Source organism: Arthrobacter sp. fls2-241-R2A-200, assembly GCF_030209745.1.
Taxonomy (GTDB): Bacteria; Actinomycetota; Actinomycetes; order Actinomycetales; family Micrococcaceae; genus Arthrobacter.
The window spans coordinates 174,310-193,834 of sequence record NZ_JARVRJ010000011.1 but is presented as its reverse complement, the minus strand read 5'-3'; the positions used below and the strand labels follow the sequence as shown (position 1 = coordinate 193,834).

Here is a 19,525-nt window from a genome sequence, read left to right as displayed (position 1 = left end):
AAATTTTGTGTCTCGAATCACCAAAACTGGTCTTGGGCGCCGGTGAAGTCTGATTGAATCGTGGAATCAAGAGTGCGCCCCGTCACAAACATCTCTGTGCGGTGCGCCGATTCCATTGAACAGAAAGTTCACCAAATGGCACTGAACAAGAAGGCTCTGCACGGCGTTATCGCGCTCGCGGGCATCTCCGCGCTTGGTTTAACGGCGTGCACCGGGCCCGCTGGAGGCGGTTCGTCCTCTGGCCCCGCCGCTTCGGGCCCCGTTGCCTACGGCACCACCGACAAAGTCACGTCCCTGGATCCCGCCGGATCGTACGACAACGGTTCATTCATGGTCATGAACCAGGTTTACTCGTTCCTCCTGAACTCCAAGCCGGGAGGCGCCGATCCCGTACCCGACCTTGCCGAGTCGGCGTCGTTCACTTCCCCCACCGAGTACACGGTGAAGCTGAAGTCCGGCCTCAAGTGGGCAAACGGACATACCTTGGACTCCAAGGACGTCAAATTCTCTTTTGATCGCCAGAAGACCATCAATGATCCAGCCGGTCCCTCGTCGCTGCTGACCAATATCGACAGTGTGTCGGCACCCGACGCCACCACGGTGGTCTTCAAGCTGAAGAAGGCCAACGACCAAACCTTCGCCCAGATCCTCAGCAGCCCGGCAGCGCCCATCGTTGATGATGAGGTTTTCCCGGCAACTAAAGTCCTCTCGGACGATGAGATCATCAAGGCGAATGCTTTCTACGGGCAGTACACCATCGATAGCTACAAGAAGAATGAGCTCATCAGCTTCAAGGCGTTCCCGGACTACAAGGGCGTACTGGGCAAGCCTGCAAATGATGCCGCCACGATCAAGTACTACGCCAGCCCCACCAACCTCAAACTGGACATTCAGCAGGGCAACATCGACGTCGCCTTCCGCAGCCTCAGTGCAACTGACGTGGATGACCTGAGGAAAGACAACAAGGTTAAGGTAGTCACGGGTCCCGGCGGTGAAATCCGCTACATGACCTTCAACTTCGACACCATGCCGTTCGGAGCCAAGGCCGCGGGAGCCGATCCCGCCAAGGCACTCGCTGTCAGGCAGGCCGTGGCCAACCTGGTGGACCGGCAGGCGATCGCTGATCAGGTGTACAAGGGAACCTACCTCCCGCTGTATTCCAACGTTCCCAATGGGTTCCTTGGCGCCAACCAGTCGTTCAAGGACGCATACGGTGACGCCGGGAACCCCAGCGTAGACAAGGCCAAGAAGGTCCTCGCCGACGCCGGTATCAAAGACCCGGTATCGCTGAACCTGCAGTACAACCCGGACCACTACGGTGGATCCTCGGGCGACGAATACGCGATGATCAAAGAACAACTGGAAAAGTCCGGACTGTTCAAGGTCAACCTGCAGTCCACCGAATGGGTCACCTACAGCAAGGCGAGCCGGGCGGACGAATACCCGGTCTTCCAGTTCGGGTGGTTCCCCGACTTCAGCGACGCAGATAACTACCTGACACCGTTCTTCCCGGAAGGCGGCTTCCTCAAGAACCACTACAACAACCCGGCGGTGAACGATCTCATCGCCAAGCAGCTGACCGAAGCTGACAAGACCAAGCGCGAGGCGGACATCAAGGACGTCCAAAACGCATTGGCGAAGGATATCTCCACCCTGCCGTTGCTCCAGGGCGCACAGGTGGCGGTCACAGGAAGCGGCGTCAGCGGCGTCGACAAGACGCTGGATGCTTCGTTCAAGTTCCGTCTCGGAACCGTTTCCAAGTAACCACCCCTCCCAGAAGGGAAAGAAGGCGGGACACTGATCCGGTGTCCCGCCTCCTTTGCTGACCACGTAGTGGCACGCAAGACACAGTCCCGCGCAATCCACGGGGCAGGAAATGCAGGTAACCAATGACAACTCTCATCGAAGTACCCGAGGCCGAACCCGGGCTCGTTGCTCCCAAGAGCAAGTCCAAGTCAGGCGGGGGCCTTGGCAAATACATCGTGATCAGGTTCTTCCTGATCATTCCCACCGTTTTTATCCTCGTCACGTTGGTCTTCTTCCTGATGCGGGTCATCGGAGACCCCATCACAGCGGCCCAAGGCGGCCGGCTTCCTCCCGACGTGCTGGCCCAAAGAATTCACGACGCCGGTTACGACCGGCCTGTCCTGGTCCAGTACTTCGAGTACCTTGGCCAGCTCATCACGGGCAACTTTGGCACCACGATCACGGACCGTCGGCCCGTCGTCGAAGTTTTGACCACCTTCGGTGCTGCAACGTTGGAGCTATCGATCAACGCACTGATCGTCGCGCTCGCCGTGGGTATCCCTTGCGGGCTGATTGCGGCCCAGCACCGGGACAAGGTCTCCGATGCGCTACTGCGATTTTTCGCGATTCTTTGCTACGCGACACCGGTGTTCTTCTCAGGCCTCCTCCTTAAGCTGACCTTTTCCGTGTGGCTTGGATGGTTCCCTGTTGCCGGCCGCTCATCGACGCGAACAGAACTGACCATGGGAAGCCTCTCGGCGCCGTCAGGAATTTATTGGCTTGATGCGCTGCGCAGCGGAAACATGACCGCGTTGGGGGATGTAGCCGCTCACGCAGTCCTTCCCGCCGTTGCCCTCGGACTGCTGACGGCAGGGGTGTTCCTCCGGCTGGTCCGAACCAACGTCATCGGCACACTGGGCAAGGACTATGTCGAGGCCGGGCGTTCCAGGGGCGTGAGCGAATTCCGACTTGTGACCAAGCATGCCTACAAGCCGGCGCTCATCCCCATCATCACCGTCATGGGGCTACAGATCGCCCTAATGCTCGGTGGCGCCATCCTGACGGAGACCACGTTCGAATGGAAGGGACTGGGCTACCAGCTGGTTCAATACCTCAACGCCCGCGACTTCGTGGCTGTGCAAGGCATCGTGGTCCTCCTCGCCATCATTGTGGCCGTCACCAACTTCATCGTGGACATCATCGCCGCGCTGATCGACCCGCGAGTGAGGTACTAAATGAGCTCCGAAGCAGTGATCCGCACCAAACAGCCCCTATCCTCCCGGCTGCCCGTGGTGTCCCATCTTAAGAAGAGCGTCGGGCTCCAGCGCGGAATGCTGGTGGTGGGCGTCGTGCTGAGCGGATTGTTCCTCCTTACCAGCATTTTCGCGCCACTCCTGGCGCCTTACGGATACTCCCAACTCAGTGACGCGTCAGGTTCATTCCCCACCCAGCAAGCGCCTGGTGCGCAGCATCTGTTGGGCACCACCGTGGGCGGCTACGACGTCTTGTCCCGTGTCTTGTGGGGTTCCCAAACGGCGGTTACGGTCATCGTCGTTTCAGTGACGATGTCCCTCTTCCTCGGCGTGGCGCTCGGACTCCTCAGCGGCTATTTCGGAGGCTGGCTTGACCGGATTCTCGTGGTGGTCGCAGATGCCATCTACGCATTTCCAACGCTGTTGTTGGCGATCGTGATCTCCATCGTGATCAGCAAGGGACAATCCAGTTTCTGGGGTGGCATCTTCTCATGTGCCTTCTCGATCACCGTAGTGTTCGTTCCCCAATACTTCCGTGTCATCCGCGCAGAGACCATCAGGCTCAAGGCGGAGCCGTTCGTCGAATCGGCCAAGGTACTGGGCGCATCCAGCATGCGCATCATCGGTCGCCACATTTTCAAGAACGCCACCCGCACCCTGCCGCTCATGTTCACCCTCAACGCCTCCGAGGCGATTTTGACCCTCGCGGGGCTGGGCTTCCTTGGCTTCGGCATCGAACCGACCTCGGCTGCGGAGTGGGGCTTCGACCTCAACAAGGCCCTGGCTGACACATCGTCGGGGATCTGGTGGACGGGCCTGTTTCCCGGCATCGCCATTGTCCTGACGGTCCTCGGCCTGACCTTGGTAGGCGAGAGCATCAATGATCTCAACGACCCGCGGATCCGTGGGCGCAAGCGTGCCGGTGGCACCACAAAGTCACCGCGAAGAGCGTCCGGGACACCCACCACAACCGCTGAGGCAGGCAAGTGATGACAACCACCCCAACGAACACTCCGGACCGGGCCCGCACCGTGCCGTCGGTGCTGGCCATCGACCGGCTGCAAGTCACTTTCGCCACTGACGGCGGTGACGTCCACGCAGTCAAGGACGTCAGCCTCGATGTCAAGGCCGGGGAGGTAGTCGCCATTGTGGGGGAGTCCGGCTCGGGCAAGACAGTAACGGCCAAGACCATACTGGGTTTGCTCCCTGAAACAGCGGTCAGCTCGGGCGCCGTCGTCATCAACGGCAATAACGTGATCAGCGTCAGCAAATCGACACTGCGAAAGATCCGTGGGCGTGATGTGGCCATGGTCTTCCAGGAACCTTCCACCGCGCTGAACCCCGTCTTCACGGTCGGGTGGCAGATCGCCGAGGGGATCCGGGCGCACGCGAAGGACGGACATCGCGTCACAGCTAAGGCTGCGAAAGAGAGGGCCGTTGAGGCGCTCCGCAAGGTCGGGATCCCGGACCCCGAAACCCGGGTCAACTACTACCCGCACCAGTTCTCCGGTGGCCAGAAGCAGCGGGTGGTCATTGCTGCCGCCCTTGCGCTGAATCCGGGACTGATCGTCGCCGACGAACCCACCACAGCCTTGGATGTCACAGTCCAGGCGGAGATCCTCCAGCTGTTGCGGGACCTCCGGGATAACTACGGCACCTCGATCGTGCTCATCACCCACAACATGGGCGTAGTGGCCGATCTCGCCGACCGCGTGGTGGTGATGTACCAGGGGGACGTGGTGGAGGAGGCATCCTCGAGGATCCTGTTCGCCGAGCCAAAGCAGGAGTACACACGCAACCTCTTGGCCGCCGTACCGCACTTGGGCAGGAACTCAGCCTCCGAGGGGGCTCGAAGCCGCTTGCACCAGGACGGCAAGGTCCTGGTTGAAGCCAAGAACCTCACCATTGAGTACCCGGGGCGATTCGGCAGGAACGGGTTCAAAGCCGTCGACAACGTCAGTTTCACCATTTCGGAAAATGAGGTTTTTGGGCTCGTCGGTGAATCCGGATCGGGGAAGTCAACCATCGGACGCGCGATTGCCGGGCTTAACCGGACAACCGGCGGCAGCCTGAAGGTCCTTGGCTACGAGATGCTGGACTTTAAGGAGCGGACCTTCCGTCCCTTGCGGAAGGAGATCGGCTTTGTCTTCCAAGACCCGGCAGCCTCGTTCAATCCCCACCTCACCATCGGTGAATGCGTGGCAGAACCTCTGATCATCCACGGCAAGCCCACCGCGGCTGAGGCGAGGAAAAAAGTGGGGGAGCTGCTCGAGTCAGTCCAGTTGCCGGCGTCGTATTCGGAGCGCTATCCGCACGAACTCTCCGGAGGGCAGCGTCAGCGGGCGTCGCTGGCAAGGTCACTGGCACTGAACCCGCGCTTGTTGATCGCTGATGAACCGACGTCCGCGCTCGACGTCTCGGTGCAAGCCAAAGTCCTGGACCTGTTCAAGGATATCCAGGAACAATTTGGTTTTGCCGCCCTCTTCATCAGCCACGATCTCGCCGTTGTTGACATGCTGGCCCATTGGGTGGGCGTGTTGTACAAGGGTGAACTCGTGGAGCAGGGAATCGGCAACCACGTCATGGGTTCACCCCAGCATGACTACACCAAACGGCTGATCGCCTCCCTCCCGGTGCCGGATCCTGATGAACAGGCACGACGCCGGGAAGCGCACCGAGCGCTCCTAGGACGCTAAGCACGGCGACGTTTGTTCCCTCAAGACCCACGAAGGCCTGTTCCCCTTGGGAGCGGGCCTTCGTGGCGCGGGGAGTGTTGCCTGGAGATCCTTACTCGGACACAATGCCGATGTTGAACATCTTCCCTTCCGGTTGCTTCATGAAAATCCGCAGCCACAGAGGAAGCCACATCTCCATTGCACGGGCTGCGTCCAGCCCGCCCAGGTCACGGATGTTCCCGGTCGGCCAGCCGAATTCCTGCAGCAGGCCAACCACCGTGGACTTGGCGTCGGCGTCGTCACCGGCCACAAAAATGTCATGGGCCCCGGGAAGGCGCCCAGGGTCAACCATCACCGGGGCGCTCACTGTGTTCAGGGATTTCACCACCCGGGCTTCAGGATATTTACGTTGGATGGTTTCCGCGATGCTGTCGGTGTTGCTGACCGTCAGGGACGGCGGGAATCCTCGGGAGAAATCCAGTGGGTTGGAGACATCCAGCAGGACCTTTCCCTGCAGGTTCGCCGGACCGGCCTCCGCCAAGGCGGCCAAACTCACTGTGCCCGGTGTGGCGTTCACCAACAGTTCCGAGTTGCTCGCGGCCTCGCTGAATGATCCTGCACGGGCAAGGGCGCCGGATCGCGCGGCCCACTCGACGCCCGTGGGATTGCCGGACTCCCGGGAACCCATAAAGACCTCATGTCCAAGGGAGACCAACGCGCTACCCAACGTACGGCCCACCATTCCCGTGCCCAGAACAGCGATTTTCATGGTTTCTCCTTTGTCCGATCTGCCGTGGTCCTGCCATTGTGCTCCGATTCCCGGCTCGCGGCATGGGGCAGGCGTTTTGCCGCCAAGTCATACCCGCAGAGAGTCCGCCCAGCGCCCTAGACTGGGTTGCATGACCGAGCAAAACAAAGCCCTCCCTGATGACGACGATTCCTTTAACCCGGCTGCTAGTTCCTTGGCCGGGCATGTGGACCGCGCCGTCATGGACGAGCTGTTGTCCATCCGGTCCAGCATCGACAACATCGATGCCACCCTCGTTTTCCTTCTTGCCGAGCGCTTCAAGGCCACCCAGAAAGTGGGCGTGCTCAAAGCAACACACAAGCTGCCGGCCGGCGACCCTGGACGCGAAGCAGCCCAGATTTCCAGGCTTCGACGCCTCGCCGAGGACGCTCATCTTGACCCCGCGTTCGCAGAGAAGTTCCTCAATTTCATCATCAGTGAAGTGATCCGTCATCACGAAGCCATCGCAGAGGATCACCAAGTATCCAGCCGACAGGCGTAAGCGATGCAGCCAGTGAGTGAAATGCGGGCCAGCGCCACCGCCCTCGGTTCATGGCCGGGTATTGATCCGGTTGAGGCCGCAGAAGTCATCCGCGGCGAGTTGGGGGACCCCCATGCCCCCTTCCTGGCCGAACTTCCCGGCCGTGGAGTAGGCTCTGACCCCATTGGCAGGACGGGGTCAATGTTGGTGGACATGGCCATCGATGTCCAGCCGCACGGTTGGCGGCTGGTGGACAACCCCGGACGGGACGCACAGAGAGCGCGATCGGCGCTGGCAACAGACCTCAATATCCTCGCCGATACTGCCGGCGCCGAAGATTCTCGAGCCAGCGAACTGAAGATACAGCTGGTGGGACCCCTGACCATCGCAGCAAACCTCTACCTGCATAACGGCGAACGCGCGTTGCTGGACTACGGGGCAAGGAGGGACATAGCTGAGTCCCTGGCCGTTGGAGTGGCGGACCACATACGCCGCGTGTCCGGCGCCGTACCGGGAGCGGAAGTGGTGGTTCAGATTGATGAACCCGATGTTGCCGCAGTCATGGCCGGAACCATCCCCACCGCCAGTGGTTACAGGACGTTGCGATCTGTCCCGGGCGATGAAGTCTCGGGTGCGTGGCGTTTGGTCATCGACGCTCTCAAGGCGGCCGGCGTCGTCGAGGTCGTCATTTCGGTGCCCGAGATCGAGGCGCCCATCGAGCGCATCATCGGGGCAGGGGCCGACGGCGTCGCCGTACCACTGCGGGCCCTGACTAGCCGGCAGTGGGAACAGCTGGCTGCGGCAGTGGAAAGCGGTAAGCGGCTCTGGGCTGGGGCATTGCCCACGTCCGACGCCCAAGCGGAGCTGCCCAGGACCGCCGAGATCGTTGCCAGCATTGAGAGGCCGTGGCGTCAACTGGGCCTCCCGCTGTCAGGCTTGGCCGCTCTCCGGGTCACGCCGTCATCCGGGCTGGCGCACCTGACACCGGCGCGCGCCAAGGCTGTGCTGGCGAAGTTGACACAGGTGGCAGATGGGTTGGACCAGCTCGCGCGAGGTTAAACCCGCCTCTCCCATCGGTCAGGTTCCGCATACCGGGGCAACGTGGTTCCGGGAGCAACCCCCGGCAAGTAAGGCACCAGCCGGTAGCTGAAGCGCCCCGCATAGACCAGGACAAGGCCCACCTGCGGTTGAATGACTTTCACTTGGATGCGGTGCATGCCTTCAGCCCCGTCCCACCACTGCTCAGCGTATGCGCGCGCATCTACCGGTGCGGGCAGGGGGATCCGGAGCGGGCCCAAGAACAGCCGGCTCGCTTGCGAGACGCCGCGCAGCTTTCCGTCGGCGGTGGCACTGACATTGAGGTCGGTGACCATCCGTCGGTACCTGCCCACATGGTCAACCAAACGGGCCCTGGCGTGTGGATCGCCTCCGGAGGGAGACGGAACAATCGCGCTGGTGGTGTCATGGAACAAGCGGGTGCCTGAGGGGAAGTAGATTTCCCGCCGAGCCGTGAGCGCCTGACGGCCGAACGGGTCCACGTGGGCATGGTTCTCGATTCGGAAAGGGATTTCCTCGCCGTATTCGGGAAAGAACGCCTCTTCTTTTCCGGTGAGGGCGAGTAAGGGCCTGAGCCACTTCTGCCGGCAGCCAACAACGTCAAAGATGCCTTCTCCGACGCCGTACCGGCCCGAGCCCGCAGCCAGCGAGAAGTAGTCCTGCACCTCGGGGGCCAGTTTCGCGAAGTCGCTGCCAAGGGCAAGTTGGTAGATCGGAGTGTTCATGGCGTGTCCTCCCTTTGAACTGCGACAGCTGGATTGCGGCAACTGAACTGCGACAACTGAACTGCGACAACTGAACTGCACTCAGAGAAGCCTCAGCCTACCGTCACGGGGACTCCCTACATAGCAAAGCGAGCTGGTCTGACCCACTCCACCACAGGCGAAAATACCCGACGGCGGTATCCTCGCCCGTGGTGCAGTACGGTGGAAGTGTCCTTGGGGCGCCATGCCGTGCCCCGCGCCCAAGAGGACATAGACTTGGTGATAAGGGAATATATAACTATGAAGGCACGCATCCTGGTAGTAGATGACGACGAAGCACTCGCGGAGATGATCGGCATCGTCTTGCGCAATGATGGCTTCGAGCCCGTATTCTGCGCAGACGGCGGCCAAGCTCTTGAGGTGTTCCGTTCCTCCAAGCCGGACCTGGTGCTCCTGGACCTGATGCTGCCCGGTTCCGACGGCATTGAAGTATGCCGGCAAATCCGTGGTGAATCGGACGTCCCCATCGTGATGCTGACCGCAAAGTCGGACACCTCCGACGTCGTGCGTGGCTTGGAATCGGGAGCCGACGATTACGTGCCCAAGCCGTTCAAGCCCGCCGAACTGGTGGCCCGCGTCCGCGCGCGCCTGCGGCCGGGGGAGCAAAAGGCTCCGGAAACCTTGCGGATCGCTGATGTGACCATCGACGTCGCCGGCCACCTGGTCACCAGGGCAGGGGAACGAATCTCCTTGACCCCGCTTGAGTTCGACCTCCTCGTGGCATTGGCCCGAAAGCCATGGCAGGTCTTCACCCGCGAATTACTTCTTGAGCAGGTTTGGGGTTACCGGCATGCCGCGGACACCCGCTTGGTCAACGTCCATGTCCAGCGCCTGCGGTCAAAGATTGAACGCGATCCGGAAGCGCCCGAGGTTGTTTTGACGGTGCGTGGTGTCGGATATAAAGCAGGTTCCTGACCTACCGGCTGGCAAGTCCAGCCCGTCGGACCCGGAGCTCAGCTCCAGCACCCCCCAGCACGAGGGCCACCAGCAGGGCGCGCCCGGGGTGCCGGAGATGGTGTCCGCCCCTGAGGCTCCCGCCGCTCCACCCCGAAACCTCCGGTGGCTCCTGAACCGCGCCCGGATCTGGACCCGGCGCAGCCTGATCCTGGTCCTCCGGGTGTCCCGCTTGGTGGCCTTGGGCGTCCGGCAGCTCAGGCCTGCCCTGCGCTTCTTGTGGCGCTCGTTGGTGCGGCGCTGGCGGCGTTCCTTGGAGTTCCGCACGGTCCTCACCACCCTGTTGCTTGCTGTCACGTCGTTTGCCATTGTCGGTGCCTACCTTTCCAACCAGATAGCCAACAACCTGTTCCAAGAACGGTTGTCACAGGCGGAATCCGAGACCCGCTACAACGTCAAACAAGTCCAAGACACGTTCGACGGCGCACAGGTCACCGATCAGTCGAGCGTCATCACCCTTGTCTATGACACTTTGAATGCTGTGGAGGGGCGTGGGTCCGTTGTTCAGCGGCGCTACGTGTTCGAGGCCATGCCGGAGCAAACCAAGCCCCGCAACCGTTGGGTTGAATCGCGGGCCTCGGACCAGCTGACGGTGCGCGTGATCCCTCCGGAACTTCGAAAGGCCGTGCAGGAGGGTGGCAAGCAGCAATTTTGGGCGTCAACGCAGTTTCCGGTCGGCAACGAGGACCACCCAGGCATCGCCGTCGGGAACAAGGTCACGTTCAACGGCACCGTCTATGAGCTGTACCTGATCTACGACCTCGACACTGCCCAAAAAACCCTGGACGAAATCCAAAGCGTGTTGTGGGCAGGCGGGGCCGTGCTCGTGCTGATGATCGCTGCCATTGCCTGGTACGTGACGCGGAACGTGGTCAGCCCGGTTAGCCACGCCGCAGTGGTCTCGGAAAAGCTCGCCGCGGGCCAGCTGCAGGAGCGCATGGTGGTTAAGGGTGAGGATGAAGTGGCGCGGTTGGGCGCCTCGTTCAATCACATGGCCGCCAGCCTCCAAGAGCAGATCACGCAGCTGGCCACCTTGTCCCAGATGCAGCAACGATTCGTCTCCGACGTATCCCACGAATTGCGCACCCCGCTAACTACGGTGCGAATGGCCGCTGAGGTCCTCTTCGATGCGCGCGAGGACTTCGATCCCATCAACAAGAGGTCCGCGGAACTGCTCTACCACCAGGTGGAACGTTTCCAGTCTCTGCTTTCAGACCTACTGGAAATTTCACGCTTCGACGCCGGTGCCGCTGTCCTCGACGCAGAACCGCAGGATATTTTCCAAGTCATCACGCACGTCATGGAGGGTGCTGCGCCGGTGGCCGCAGAATACGGCTCGGAGGTCCGGTTGAGTTCGCGGCAGAAGCACATCATTGTGGAAATGGACTCCCGCCGCATAGACCGTATCCTGCGAAACCTGCTGCTCAATGCGCTGGAGCACGGTGAAGGAAAGCCGGTCCAGATATCTGTAGCGGCAAACGCGGATGCTGTGGCCGTTTCCGTCAGGGACCACGGCATCGGTATGACTGCGGCTGAAGCTGCGCGGGTCTTTGATCGCTTCTGGCGTGCCGATCCAGCCCGAGCCCGAACCACGGGCGGCAGCGGCTTAGGGCTTTCCATCGCGGCTGAGGACACCAAACTTCACAACGGTTGGTTACAGGCATGGGGTCGTAAAGGCGCGGGCTCCAACTTCAGGTTGACGTTGCCGCTACAACAGGGCGGCGTCATCGCAAAGTCACCCTTGCTGCTCGAGCCTGCGGACATCGAACTCCCTGGAACGACGCCGGAACGCCAGATGCTCGTGTGGGGCAGCGGGTCGGGCAGCCTTGGACAAGTGGCCGGCACTGCCGGCCGGATGGCAACGGACCTTCACCCTAAGGACCTCAACACAGAGATAGGGGAGGAGAAGTGAGAACCGTTCGCCCCAGGGTTTTCATGGCCATCCTGGCGGTCCTGATGCTTTTCCTTGCTTCGTGCGCCCAGATCCCGCGGTCCGGGCCTGTGGGCAAGAGCAAAGACGAAAGTGCCGGAAATGCCAACGCGCCGGTGTTCTTTCCTGCCGCGCCACGTCCAGGGTCCACCCCCGAGGCCATTATCGAAGATTTCTACATGGCCGGCAGCGGCTATGAAGACGACTATCCCGTGGCACGGCAGTATCTGACCCAGGCCCAATCGGTGACGTGGAAGCCAGACGCACGGGCCATCGTTTTCCGGCAAGCGAAGGTGGTCAAAACCGCCGTCGAGAACGACTTCGTGTACGAGCTTGATCTGGCCTACTCGGTGGACGCCGACGGAATTGCCACGCAATTCCCTCCAGGGACCAAGGAGTCAATCCCCGTCTCCGTTGAACAGGTGGACGGACAGTGGCGTATCTCCAAAGTGCCGGACGGGACTGCGATTCCGGAGGAAACCTTCAAAGTTATCTACGGCGCCTTCCCGATCTACTTCTACGACCCCACCTTTACCTACGCGGTGCCGGACTTCAGATGGTTCATCAAGAAAAAAACCGTCAAATCGATGACGAGCGCCCTGCTGGCAGGCCCGGCACCCTACCTGCGCGGCGCCGTCGTAAGCGCTTTCCCTGCCGGAATCAAGCTGGCGCGGGAGTCGGTCCCGGTCGTGTCCGGGGCGGCGCAAGTGGACTTGTCCGCAAAAGAACTCATCGATGCTTCAGCTGAAGACCGGCAGCGCATGCAGAACCAGCTCGCTTTGACGTTCAGGAGCCAACCTGACGTGATCAACGTTGAGCTGCGCGCGGATCAAGACCTCGTTCGCGTTGACGACAACGGTTCCGTGCTGCCGCCCGTGCTGGACAAGAACGTCCCCGCACATGAGATCGCCGTCAGCAATGGAGATTTGGCGCGTTACGAGAACAACCGGGTCTCGCCCCTTCCGGACATGCAGTCCGTGGCTGCGTTGGGGCCTCGGTTGCCGGCGGAGTCGCCGGTCTCGCAGACGGTAGCGTTCCTCAATGGCGACAGGACTACCCTGTATTCCATGGAGCCGGGGCAGCCGGCACGTCTACTGACCACCCGGAGTACCCTCACCCGCCCGTCCTTTAGTCCTCGCGATTGGGTTTGGACGGCTGGCCCGGGTGCGAGCGGTGCCACGGAAGTGGTGGCGTTTCAGCCCACCAAGGTCGCACCAGGGGCCGCAGTTCCGAGCGTCACGCTGACGCCACCTTGGCTTTCCGGTAGGACCGTAACGGAGTTCAGGATTTCCCGGGAGGGCACAAGGGCCCTCGTTATCTCCAAAGCAAATGGCAAATCGGCCGTTCAAATCACGGGCATTGTCCGCAATCCCGATGGGGCCCCCAAGGACCTCACCACCCCGATCACCCTGCTAAGCAACACATCGCCTGACCAAGGAACCTGGGTGGACGGTTCCACCGTGGCGGTCATGGCCGCTTCTGCTACCACCGCTGTTGTTCCGGAGCTGTTATCGCTGGCATCCGGTGATCCACAGGAGTTGCCACCGTGGGACGGCTTGACCAGCCTCAGTGCCGGTAACGGGCCGGACCAGATTTTCGGGCAGTCACAGGCTGGGATCTTCCAGAGGGTCGGCAACGGTTGGGAACTCCAGCTGAAAGGGCCAACGGAGCCAGCCTTCCCGGGTTGATCCGTCTCCCCCCCGGGTTATTGTCCACATACGGAGATCAGCGGATTTACGATCCGGCCCTCGAGGCGCAGGCTGTTGGCATGAACCCGGCAATCTCAACTACGCCTCCCGGGGTCTCCGCTGCCCCAACTGGTCCACATGCAAGACCGGCGGCACGCCGGTTGGACCCCGACCTTTATGGTGACGATCCCGGAAGAGCACGACGTCGAGGCAGTCACCGCCGGCGCTGGGCGCGCCTTGTAAACGCAGCCCTCGGCGCAGCCCTGGATCTCCTCCACGTCTTGGTTCCTGTCGACTGCGTCTGCTGCGGCGCGGAGGATGCCGTGCTCTGCAGCGCGTGCGCAAGGCATGTCCGGAACCTATGCCGACGACCATTCAGGGCGGAGCAGGAATCGCCGGTCTTAGTCAACGTCGATGGCACGTCCAGGCTCGGGGTGGTTGCGGCAGGGCCGTATCGCGATGAGCTCGCGCAAGGCTTGCTGTCTTTCAAGCGGCTCGGACAGTGGCGATTGGCCGGCGTATTGGCCGGTTGCCTTAGCAAGGCGGTGCGTTCGGCAGTGGCCGCGCAGCCCGGTTATTACCTTGTACCCGTTCCCACCAGCGGCAAGGCGTATCGCAAACGTGGATTCAGCCCGGTTCACCTTATTCTCCTCAGCATTCGCATGCGGCACTTACTACCCGATTACCCCACGTTGCCCGCATTGAAAAAGGTGACGAACACCCATGCCGCTAGCACCCCCGCATGGTGGACACGGGGCATTGCAGATATGGCCCTTGCCGGAGCAACCGGCCAATCCGTGCGCAAGCGCGCAACCGGACAGAAGGGGTTGGGCCGGGGCGAACGTGCCCGCCGTGTCAGGGGGACGATTAAAGTTCGCTGGTTGTGGACCGGGCGGCTGGCGGGCAAGAGATGCCTCCTGATCGACGACGTTCTCACCACTGGAGCTACTCTGGCCGAGGCGGCGCGTGCGGTCACGGCGGCTGGTGGGGTTGTCTGCGGTGCAGTTGTCCTCGCAGCCACGAGGCCACCAGCTTACGACTCCACGCTTCCTCCGGCCACTTATTCGGTTCCGAGGGACTCAATCAAAAAATAAGGGTCTAAAGGATGAATAACTGGTGGCAATGAACTAACGTCGGGTGTGGGTACCGTGAACAGATGTACCTGTCGATAGCGGCTCGGAAAGGGGCTCGACTGTCCGCCAGACCAGCCCCCAACAGAGTCGTTGTCGTGTCACCTGAGTTATTTGGAGGGCACTATGGATTTCATGATCAGCGGACGAAATCTGACAGTTTCTGACCGCTTTCGGGAATATGCCGGCGAGAAGATCTCGAAGATTGAATCGCTCGGGGACAAGGTCCAGCGAGTTGACGCGAAGGTTTCCAAGGAAACCAATCCCCGGCAGGCGCCGGGCCAGCTCACCGTGGAAGTGACCGTCCTGGGCCGGGGCCCCGTTATCCGTGCTGAGGCAACCGCCGACGACAAGTTCGCTGCTTTCGATCTCGCGTACAACAAGCTTCTGGAAAGACTTCGTCGCGCCAAGGATCGGAAGAAAGTACATCATGGACGCCACACACCCAAGGCAGTGCGTGAGGCCACCGCAACGCTCGAGCCCGCCAGCACCACCGAGCCGATTTACGTCGAGGCCAGCAACCACCAGGAGGGGTCCTCTTCCGAACCCGATGAGCGTTCCCCCTATGAGATCGAGAACGACATTCCAGCGGGCGACTCGCCGGTCCTTATCCGTCGCAAAGTGTTTCCCGCAGCATCCCTGACGCTTGACGACGCCGTAGACAACATGGAACTCGTCGGCCACAATTTCTATCTGTTCATGGATAAGGAAACGAACGCACCCTCTGTGGTCTACAGGCGCAGTGGCTGGACCTACGGCGTGATTACGCTTGACTCCACCTGCGAGCCCGGTGAGGAAGCGGTCGAGGAAAAGATTCACGCTTACCGATCCGACGACCAAGCCGCAACCGCAAAATAAGGCAACCGCACACACGAAAGGGCTTCAATGGGCACACCGGTGAGCCTGTCCCAGGCTCGGCGGATAGCCTTGGCAGCCCAGGGATTAGCAAGAGTTCGGCCTACTGGCCCCGCAACCGCACGGGCAGTGGGCCGAACCTTTGCCCAACTCCACCTCGTCCAGATCGATTCCGTGAACGTACTGGCGAGGAGCCATTACCTGCCCTTTTTCTCCCGGTTGGGGGAGTACGATGCCGGGATTCTCCAGACCATGGCCAGCCGGAAGCCCCGCAGGATGATGGAGTACTGGGCGCACGAGGCGAGTTTCATTCGGCCGGAACATTTTCCCGACCTGCTCGTATGGCAGAATCGATCGTGGGTGGGGGCCCATCACTTGGAACCCGCACTCCGACGGGACCTTGAGGAGCGTATCTTGGCGGTACTCGCCGTGGAAAGCCCTATGACTGCCTCCGAGCTCACTCAAAAACTGGGGCACGTGCCGGAAGCGGAGCGCGTCAATTGGGGCTGGAACTGGAACATCGTCAAGCGCGTCTTGGAGCACCTCTTCGAAGAGGGGCGCGTCTCTGCGGCCTCGCGGACACCGCAATTCGAACGAAAATATACGCTGACGTCAAGAGTTGTTCCGGAGGCGCTTTCGGATTTCGCCGGCGGGAACGCCGTCTTGGACCGGGACGCTTCACTCGATCGGCTGATGGAGGCAGCGGCGAGGGCCCACGGCATCGGAACCGTTCGATGCTTCTCCGACTACTTCCGGACCCCGCTCAAGGCCGGATCTGAATCGGTGCAACGTTTAGTGCAGGCCGGTCGACTGATACCAACGCCGGTCAATGGCTGGAACCGGGAAACATACATGCATGTGGAAGCGGCAAGGCCGCGGAAGGCCACAGGAAGGGCATTATTGAGCCCCTTCGATTCCCTGGTTTTTGAACGGCGGCGGCTTGAGGAGTTGTTCGGCTTCCATTACCGGCTCGAAATCTATACTCCTTCAGCCAAACGCAGGTTCGGTTACTACGTATTGCCCTTCCTTCTCGGGGAAAACATCGTCGCCCGGGTGGACCTGAAAGCCGAGAGGTCCGAAGGTCGCCTCTTGGTTCGCTCCGCGTTCGCTGAGCAGGGCGCGCCGGGGGACACCGCCGTCGAACTTGCAGCCGAACTGACGTTGATGGCGCGGTGGTTGGGGTTGTCCGACGTCGTGGTTTGGCCGGTGGGCGACCTCGCGCCGTCGCTGTCAGAAGCGGTAGCCCGCCAAGACGCATACGTTGTGTGAGGCTTCCTGCATCGGTGTCAGGAGGACGTGCCGTTCCTCAGTCCGCTCAGAGGGAAACCCGGCAACGTGGTGGTGGTCTCTCCCGTAGACTGAAACAGCCAGAATTCGGCAGCATGAGACTGGGAGCAATTTCACGTGGCATCAATAATCGAAAAACTTCTCCGCACGGGTGACAAAAAAACACTCAAGCAACTGCGGAACTATGCCGATTCCATCAATGCCCTGGAAGAGTCTTTCAAGTCGTTCACGGACGCCGAACTGCGCGAGGAAACGGACCGCCTCCGCGCCCGTCACCAAGACGGCGAAACTTTGGAAGCGCTTCTACCTGAAGCTTTCGCAACGGTGCGCGAGGCCTCTGCCCGCACGTTGGGCCTGCGGCATTTTGACGTCCAGCTCATGGGTGGCGCAGCGCTTCACCTGGGCAACATCGCCGAGATGAAGACCGGTGAAGGCAAGACCCTCGTAGCAACTGCCCCGGCTTACCTTAATGCCCTCACCGGCAAGGGCGTCCACGTTGTCACGGTGAACGACTACTTGGCCGAGTACCAGTCCGAGCTCATGGGCCGTGTTTACCGCTTCTTGGGCCTGACCAGCGGTTGCATCTTGTCCAACCAAGACCCGGCGTTGCGCCGTGAGCAGTATGCAGCGGACATCACTTACGGTACGAACAACGAATTCGGGTTCGACTATCTCCGCGACAACATGGCATGGGATGCCAGTGAGCTTGTACAGCGGGGCCACAACTTTGCCATCGTGGATGAGGTGGACTCCATCCTCATCGATGAAGCCCGAACCCCATTGATCATTTCCGGGCCTGCGCAAGGTGACACCAACCGCTGGTTCAGCGAGTTTGCCAAGGTGGTCCTTCGTCTCAAGCCCGAGGTTGACTACGAAGTTGACGAGAAGAAGCGCACGGTCGGTGTATTGGAGGCGGGCATCGAGAAGGTCGAGGACTACCTTGGTATCCAAAACCTTTATGAATCCGCAAATACTCCCCTCATTGGCTTCCTCAACAACGCCATCAAGGCCAAGGAACTGTTCAAGCGCGACAAGGACTACGTCATCCTTGACGGTGAGGTGCTGATTGTCGACGAACACACAGGCCGAATTCTCGCCGGACGGCGCTACAACGAAGGCATGCACCAAGCCATTGAGGCTAAAGAAAACGTCGAGATCAAGGCCGAAAACCAGACGCTTGCCACGGTGACCCTGCAGAACTACTTCCGCATGTACTCCAAGCTTGCCGGCATGACCGGTACGGCGGAAACAGAAGCCGCAGAGTTCATGAGCACCTACAAGCTCGGTGTTGTTGCCATACCCACCAACCGCGATATGCAGCGAATCGATCAATCGGACCTTGTTTTCAAGAACGAAGTGGTTAAGTTCGACGCCGTGGTGAAGGACATCGCCGAGCGACACGAAAAAGGCCAGCCCGTTCTTGTGGGCACTACCAGCGTGGAGAAGAGCGAGTATCTTTCCAAGCTGCTGTCCAAGGAAGGCATCCGACACGAGGTTTTGAACGCGAAGAACCACGCGCGTGAAGCATCCATCGTCGCCCAGGCGGGACGTAAAGGTGCAGTCACGGTGGCAACCAACATGGCTGGCCGCGGCACGGACATCATGTTGGGCGGCAACGCTGAGTTCACGGCCATCGCTGAGCTGGCCAAGCGTGGTTTGGATCCGGAGGAAAACTCCGAGGAGTACGAGGCCGCATGGCCTGAGGCCCTCTCTGCTGCGAAACAGGCTGTCAAGGACGAGCACGAGGAAGTGCTGGACCTTGGCGGACTCTACGTCCTCGGTACGGAGCGCCACGAGTCGCGTCGCATCGATAACCAGTTGCGGGGACGTTCCGGGCGTCAGGGTGACCCAGGAGAATCCCGGTTCTACCTCTCTCTGACCGATGACCTCATGCGGTTGTTCAACTCCGGTGCTGCTGAACGCCTCATGAACAGCTCCGTGCCGGACGACGTCGCTCTGGAGTCCAAGCTGGTTTCCCGGGCGATTGCCTCGGCCCAGGGCCAGGTGGAGAGCCGCAACGCTGAGCAGCGCAAGAACGTTCTGAAGTACGATGACGTTCTTAACCGCCAGCGCGAGGCGATCTACGGAGACAGGCGTCGGATTCTTGAAGGGGATGACCTGCACGAAAAGGTTCAATTCTTCCTTGAAGACACCATCAATGCGCTCATTGATGCCGCGACGGCCGAAGGCAATGGCGACGACTGGGACTTCAACCAGCTGTGGTCCACTTTGAAGACGCTGTACCCTGCGACCGTCACTGCGCAGGACATCGTCGAGGAGGCCGGGGGCAAGGCGAATGTCACCGCCGAGTTCCTGAAGGATGAGATCCTGTCTGACGCGAGGCTTGTTTACCAGGCCAGGGAAGAAGCCATCGGTTCCGAAAGCATGCGCGAGCTGGAGCGACGCGTCGTCTTGTCCGTGATTGGGCGCAAGTGGCAGGAACACCTGTATGAGATGGACTACCTGAAAGAGGGAATTGGCCTCCGGGCCATGGCCCAGCGTGACCCGTTGGTTGAATACCAGCGAGAAGGTTTCGTGATGTTCCAGAGCATGATGGAAGCGATCCGCGAGGAGAGCATCGGGTTCCTCTACAACCTCGAAGTCGAGGTCACTCCCGCCGAAGATGTGGTGGTAGCTGCCAGCTCGGCGGCCGGTGGACACACCGAACATCACGATCCGCAGATCAAGGCCGCAGGCTTGCAGGCGCCCGAAAAGCCCGCCCAGTTGCAGTACACCGCACCAGCGGAGGACGGCGGAACGCAGACACGCATTGAGAGCCGTTCGTCCGGCCGCTCAGGGAACCCTGCGAAGGCAGCGAGCCAGGAGCAGCGGAAACCTGCAAAAAGGAAGCGGCGCTAAGTAGGTCAAGTACTTCCCTATATGCGCCCGACCCTATAGGCGCACGACGGAACAACCCCG

General features: G+C 60.9%; 15 protein-coding genes. 13 read left to right on the top strand and 2 right to left on the bottom strand.

From position 1 onward, the window contains the following. The first annotated feature begins 135 nt into the window (after positions 1-135). The 4 genes from QRN42_RS14095 to QRN42_RS14080 all read left to right on the top strand — a co-directional run bounded on the left by QRN42_RS14095 (position 136) and on the right by QRN42_RS14080 (position 5,695). On the top strand, positions 136-1,764 hold the full coding sequence (locus QRN42_RS14095; RefSeq protein ID WP_284979765.1) for an ABC transporter substrate-binding protein: 1,629 nt from the start codon (positions 136-138) through the stop codon (positions 1,762-1,764). A 125-nt stretch (positions 1,765-1,889) separates the two neighbouring features. Continuing rightward, positions 1,890-2,981 carry an ABC transporter permease gene (locus QRN42_RS14090; RefSeq protein ID WP_284979764.1) on the top strand — a complete coding sequence of 364 codons (1,092 nt, stop codon included), beginning with the start codon at positions 1,890-1,892 and terminating at the stop codon, positions 2,979-2,981. Beyond that, positions 2,982-3,989: an ABC transporter permease gene (locus tag QRN42_RS14085; RefSeq protein WP_284979763.1), complete on the top strand. Its 1,008-nt coding sequence runs from the start codon at positions 2,982-2,984 to the stop codon at positions 3,987-3,989. Continuing rightward, positions 3,989-5,695: a dipeptide ABC transporter ATP-binding protein gene (locus tag QRN42_RS14080; RefSeq protein WP_284979762.1), complete on the top strand. Its 1,707-nt coding sequence runs from the start codon at positions 3,989-3,991 to the stop codon at positions 5,693-5,695. Before QRN42_RS14085 ends, QRN42_RS14080 begins: the two co-directional genes overlap by 1 nt. Positions 5,696-5,786: 91 nt before the next feature. On the opposite strand, the gene QRN42_RS14075 is transcribed toward QRN42_RS14080, so the two are convergent. Then, positions 5,787-6,443 carry an NADPH-dependent F420 reductase gene (locus tag QRN42_RS14075; protein WP_284979761.1) on the bottom strand — a complete coding sequence of 219 codons (657 nt, stop codon included), beginning with the start codon at positions 6,441-6,443 and terminating at the stop codon, positions 5,787-5,789. Positions 6,444-6,573: 130 nt separating this feature from the next. Here QRN42_RS14075 and QRN42_RS14070 point away from each other — a divergent pair, with 130 nt between their 5' ends. Then, on the top strand, positions 6,574-6,963 hold the full coding sequence (locus QRN42_RS14070; RefSeq protein WP_284979760.1) for a chorismate mutase: 390 nt from the start codon (positions 6,574-6,576) through the stop codon (positions 6,961-6,963). Positions 6,964-6,966: 3 nt separating this feature from the next. Further along, on the top strand, positions 6,967-8,001 hold the full coding sequence (locus tag QRN42_RS14065; protein ID WP_284979759.1) for a uroporphyrinogen decarboxylase/cobalamine-independent methonine synthase family protein: 1,035 nt from the start codon (positions 6,967-6,969) through the stop codon (positions 7,999-8,001). Here QRN42_RS14065 and QRN42_RS14060 read toward each other — a convergent pair. Then, a complete protein-coding gene (locus QRN42_RS14060; RefSeq protein WP_284979758.1) occupies positions 7,998-8,723 on the bottom strand; it encodes a DUF4166 domain-containing protein in 726 nt (241 codons plus the stop codon). The genes QRN42_RS14065 and QRN42_RS14060 overlap by 4 nt on opposite strands. 279 nt (positions 8,724-9,002) lie before the next feature. On the opposite strand from QRN42_RS14060, the gene mtrA reads away from it, so the two are divergent. From mtrA to secA, 7 genes are all read left to right on the top strand, one after another. Beyond that, positions 9,003-9,677: an MtrAB system response regulator MtrA gene (mtrA, locus tag QRN42_RS14055; protein WP_284977137.1), complete on the top strand. Its 675-nt coding sequence runs from the start codon at positions 9,003-9,005 to the stop codon at positions 9,675-9,677. Between the two features lie 97 nt (positions 9,678-9,774). Beyond that, complete coding sequence (gene mtrB, locus QRN42_RS14050) at positions 9,775-11,628, top strand: MtrAB system histidine kinase MtrB (RefSeq protein WP_502869508.1); 1,854 nt, start codon at positions 9,775-9,777, stop codon at positions 11,626-11,628. A gap of 23 nt (positions 11,629-11,651) precedes the next feature. Then, positions 11,652-13,334: an LpqB family beta-propeller domain-containing protein gene (locus QRN42_RS14045; RefSeq protein WP_284979795.1), complete on the top strand. Its 1,683-nt coding sequence runs from the start codon at positions 11,652-11,654 to the stop codon at positions 13,332-13,334. An 80-nt stretch (positions 13,335-13,414) separates the two neighbouring features. After that, positions 13,415-14,428: a ComF family protein gene (locus QRN42_RS18035; protein ID WP_350224884.1), complete on the top strand. Its 1,014-nt coding sequence runs from the start codon at positions 13,415-13,417 to the stop codon at positions 14,426-14,428. 162 nt (positions 14,429-14,590) lie between these two features. Further along, positions 14,591-15,322: a ribosome hibernation-promoting factor, HPF/YfiA family gene (gene hpf / locus QRN42_RS14035; protein ID WP_284979756.1), complete on the top strand. Its 732-nt coding sequence runs from the start codon at positions 14,591-14,593 to the stop codon at positions 15,320-15,322. 27 nt (positions 15,323-15,349) lie between these two features. Then, the gene (locus tag QRN42_RS14030; RefSeq protein ID WP_284979755.1) at positions 15,350-16,588 is read left to right on the top strand and encodes a winged helix-turn-helix domain-containing protein; all 1,239 of its coding nucleotides are present in this window, start codon (positions 15,350-15,352) and stop codon (positions 16,586-16,588) included. A 135-nt stretch (positions 16,589-16,723) separates the two neighbouring features. Continuing rightward, entirely contained in the window at positions 16,724-19,465 is a 2,742-nt protein-coding gene (gene secA / locus QRN42_RS14025) for a preprotein translocase subunit SecA (protein WP_284979754.1), read from the top strand. Positions 19,466-19,525 lie beyond the last annotated feature (60 nt).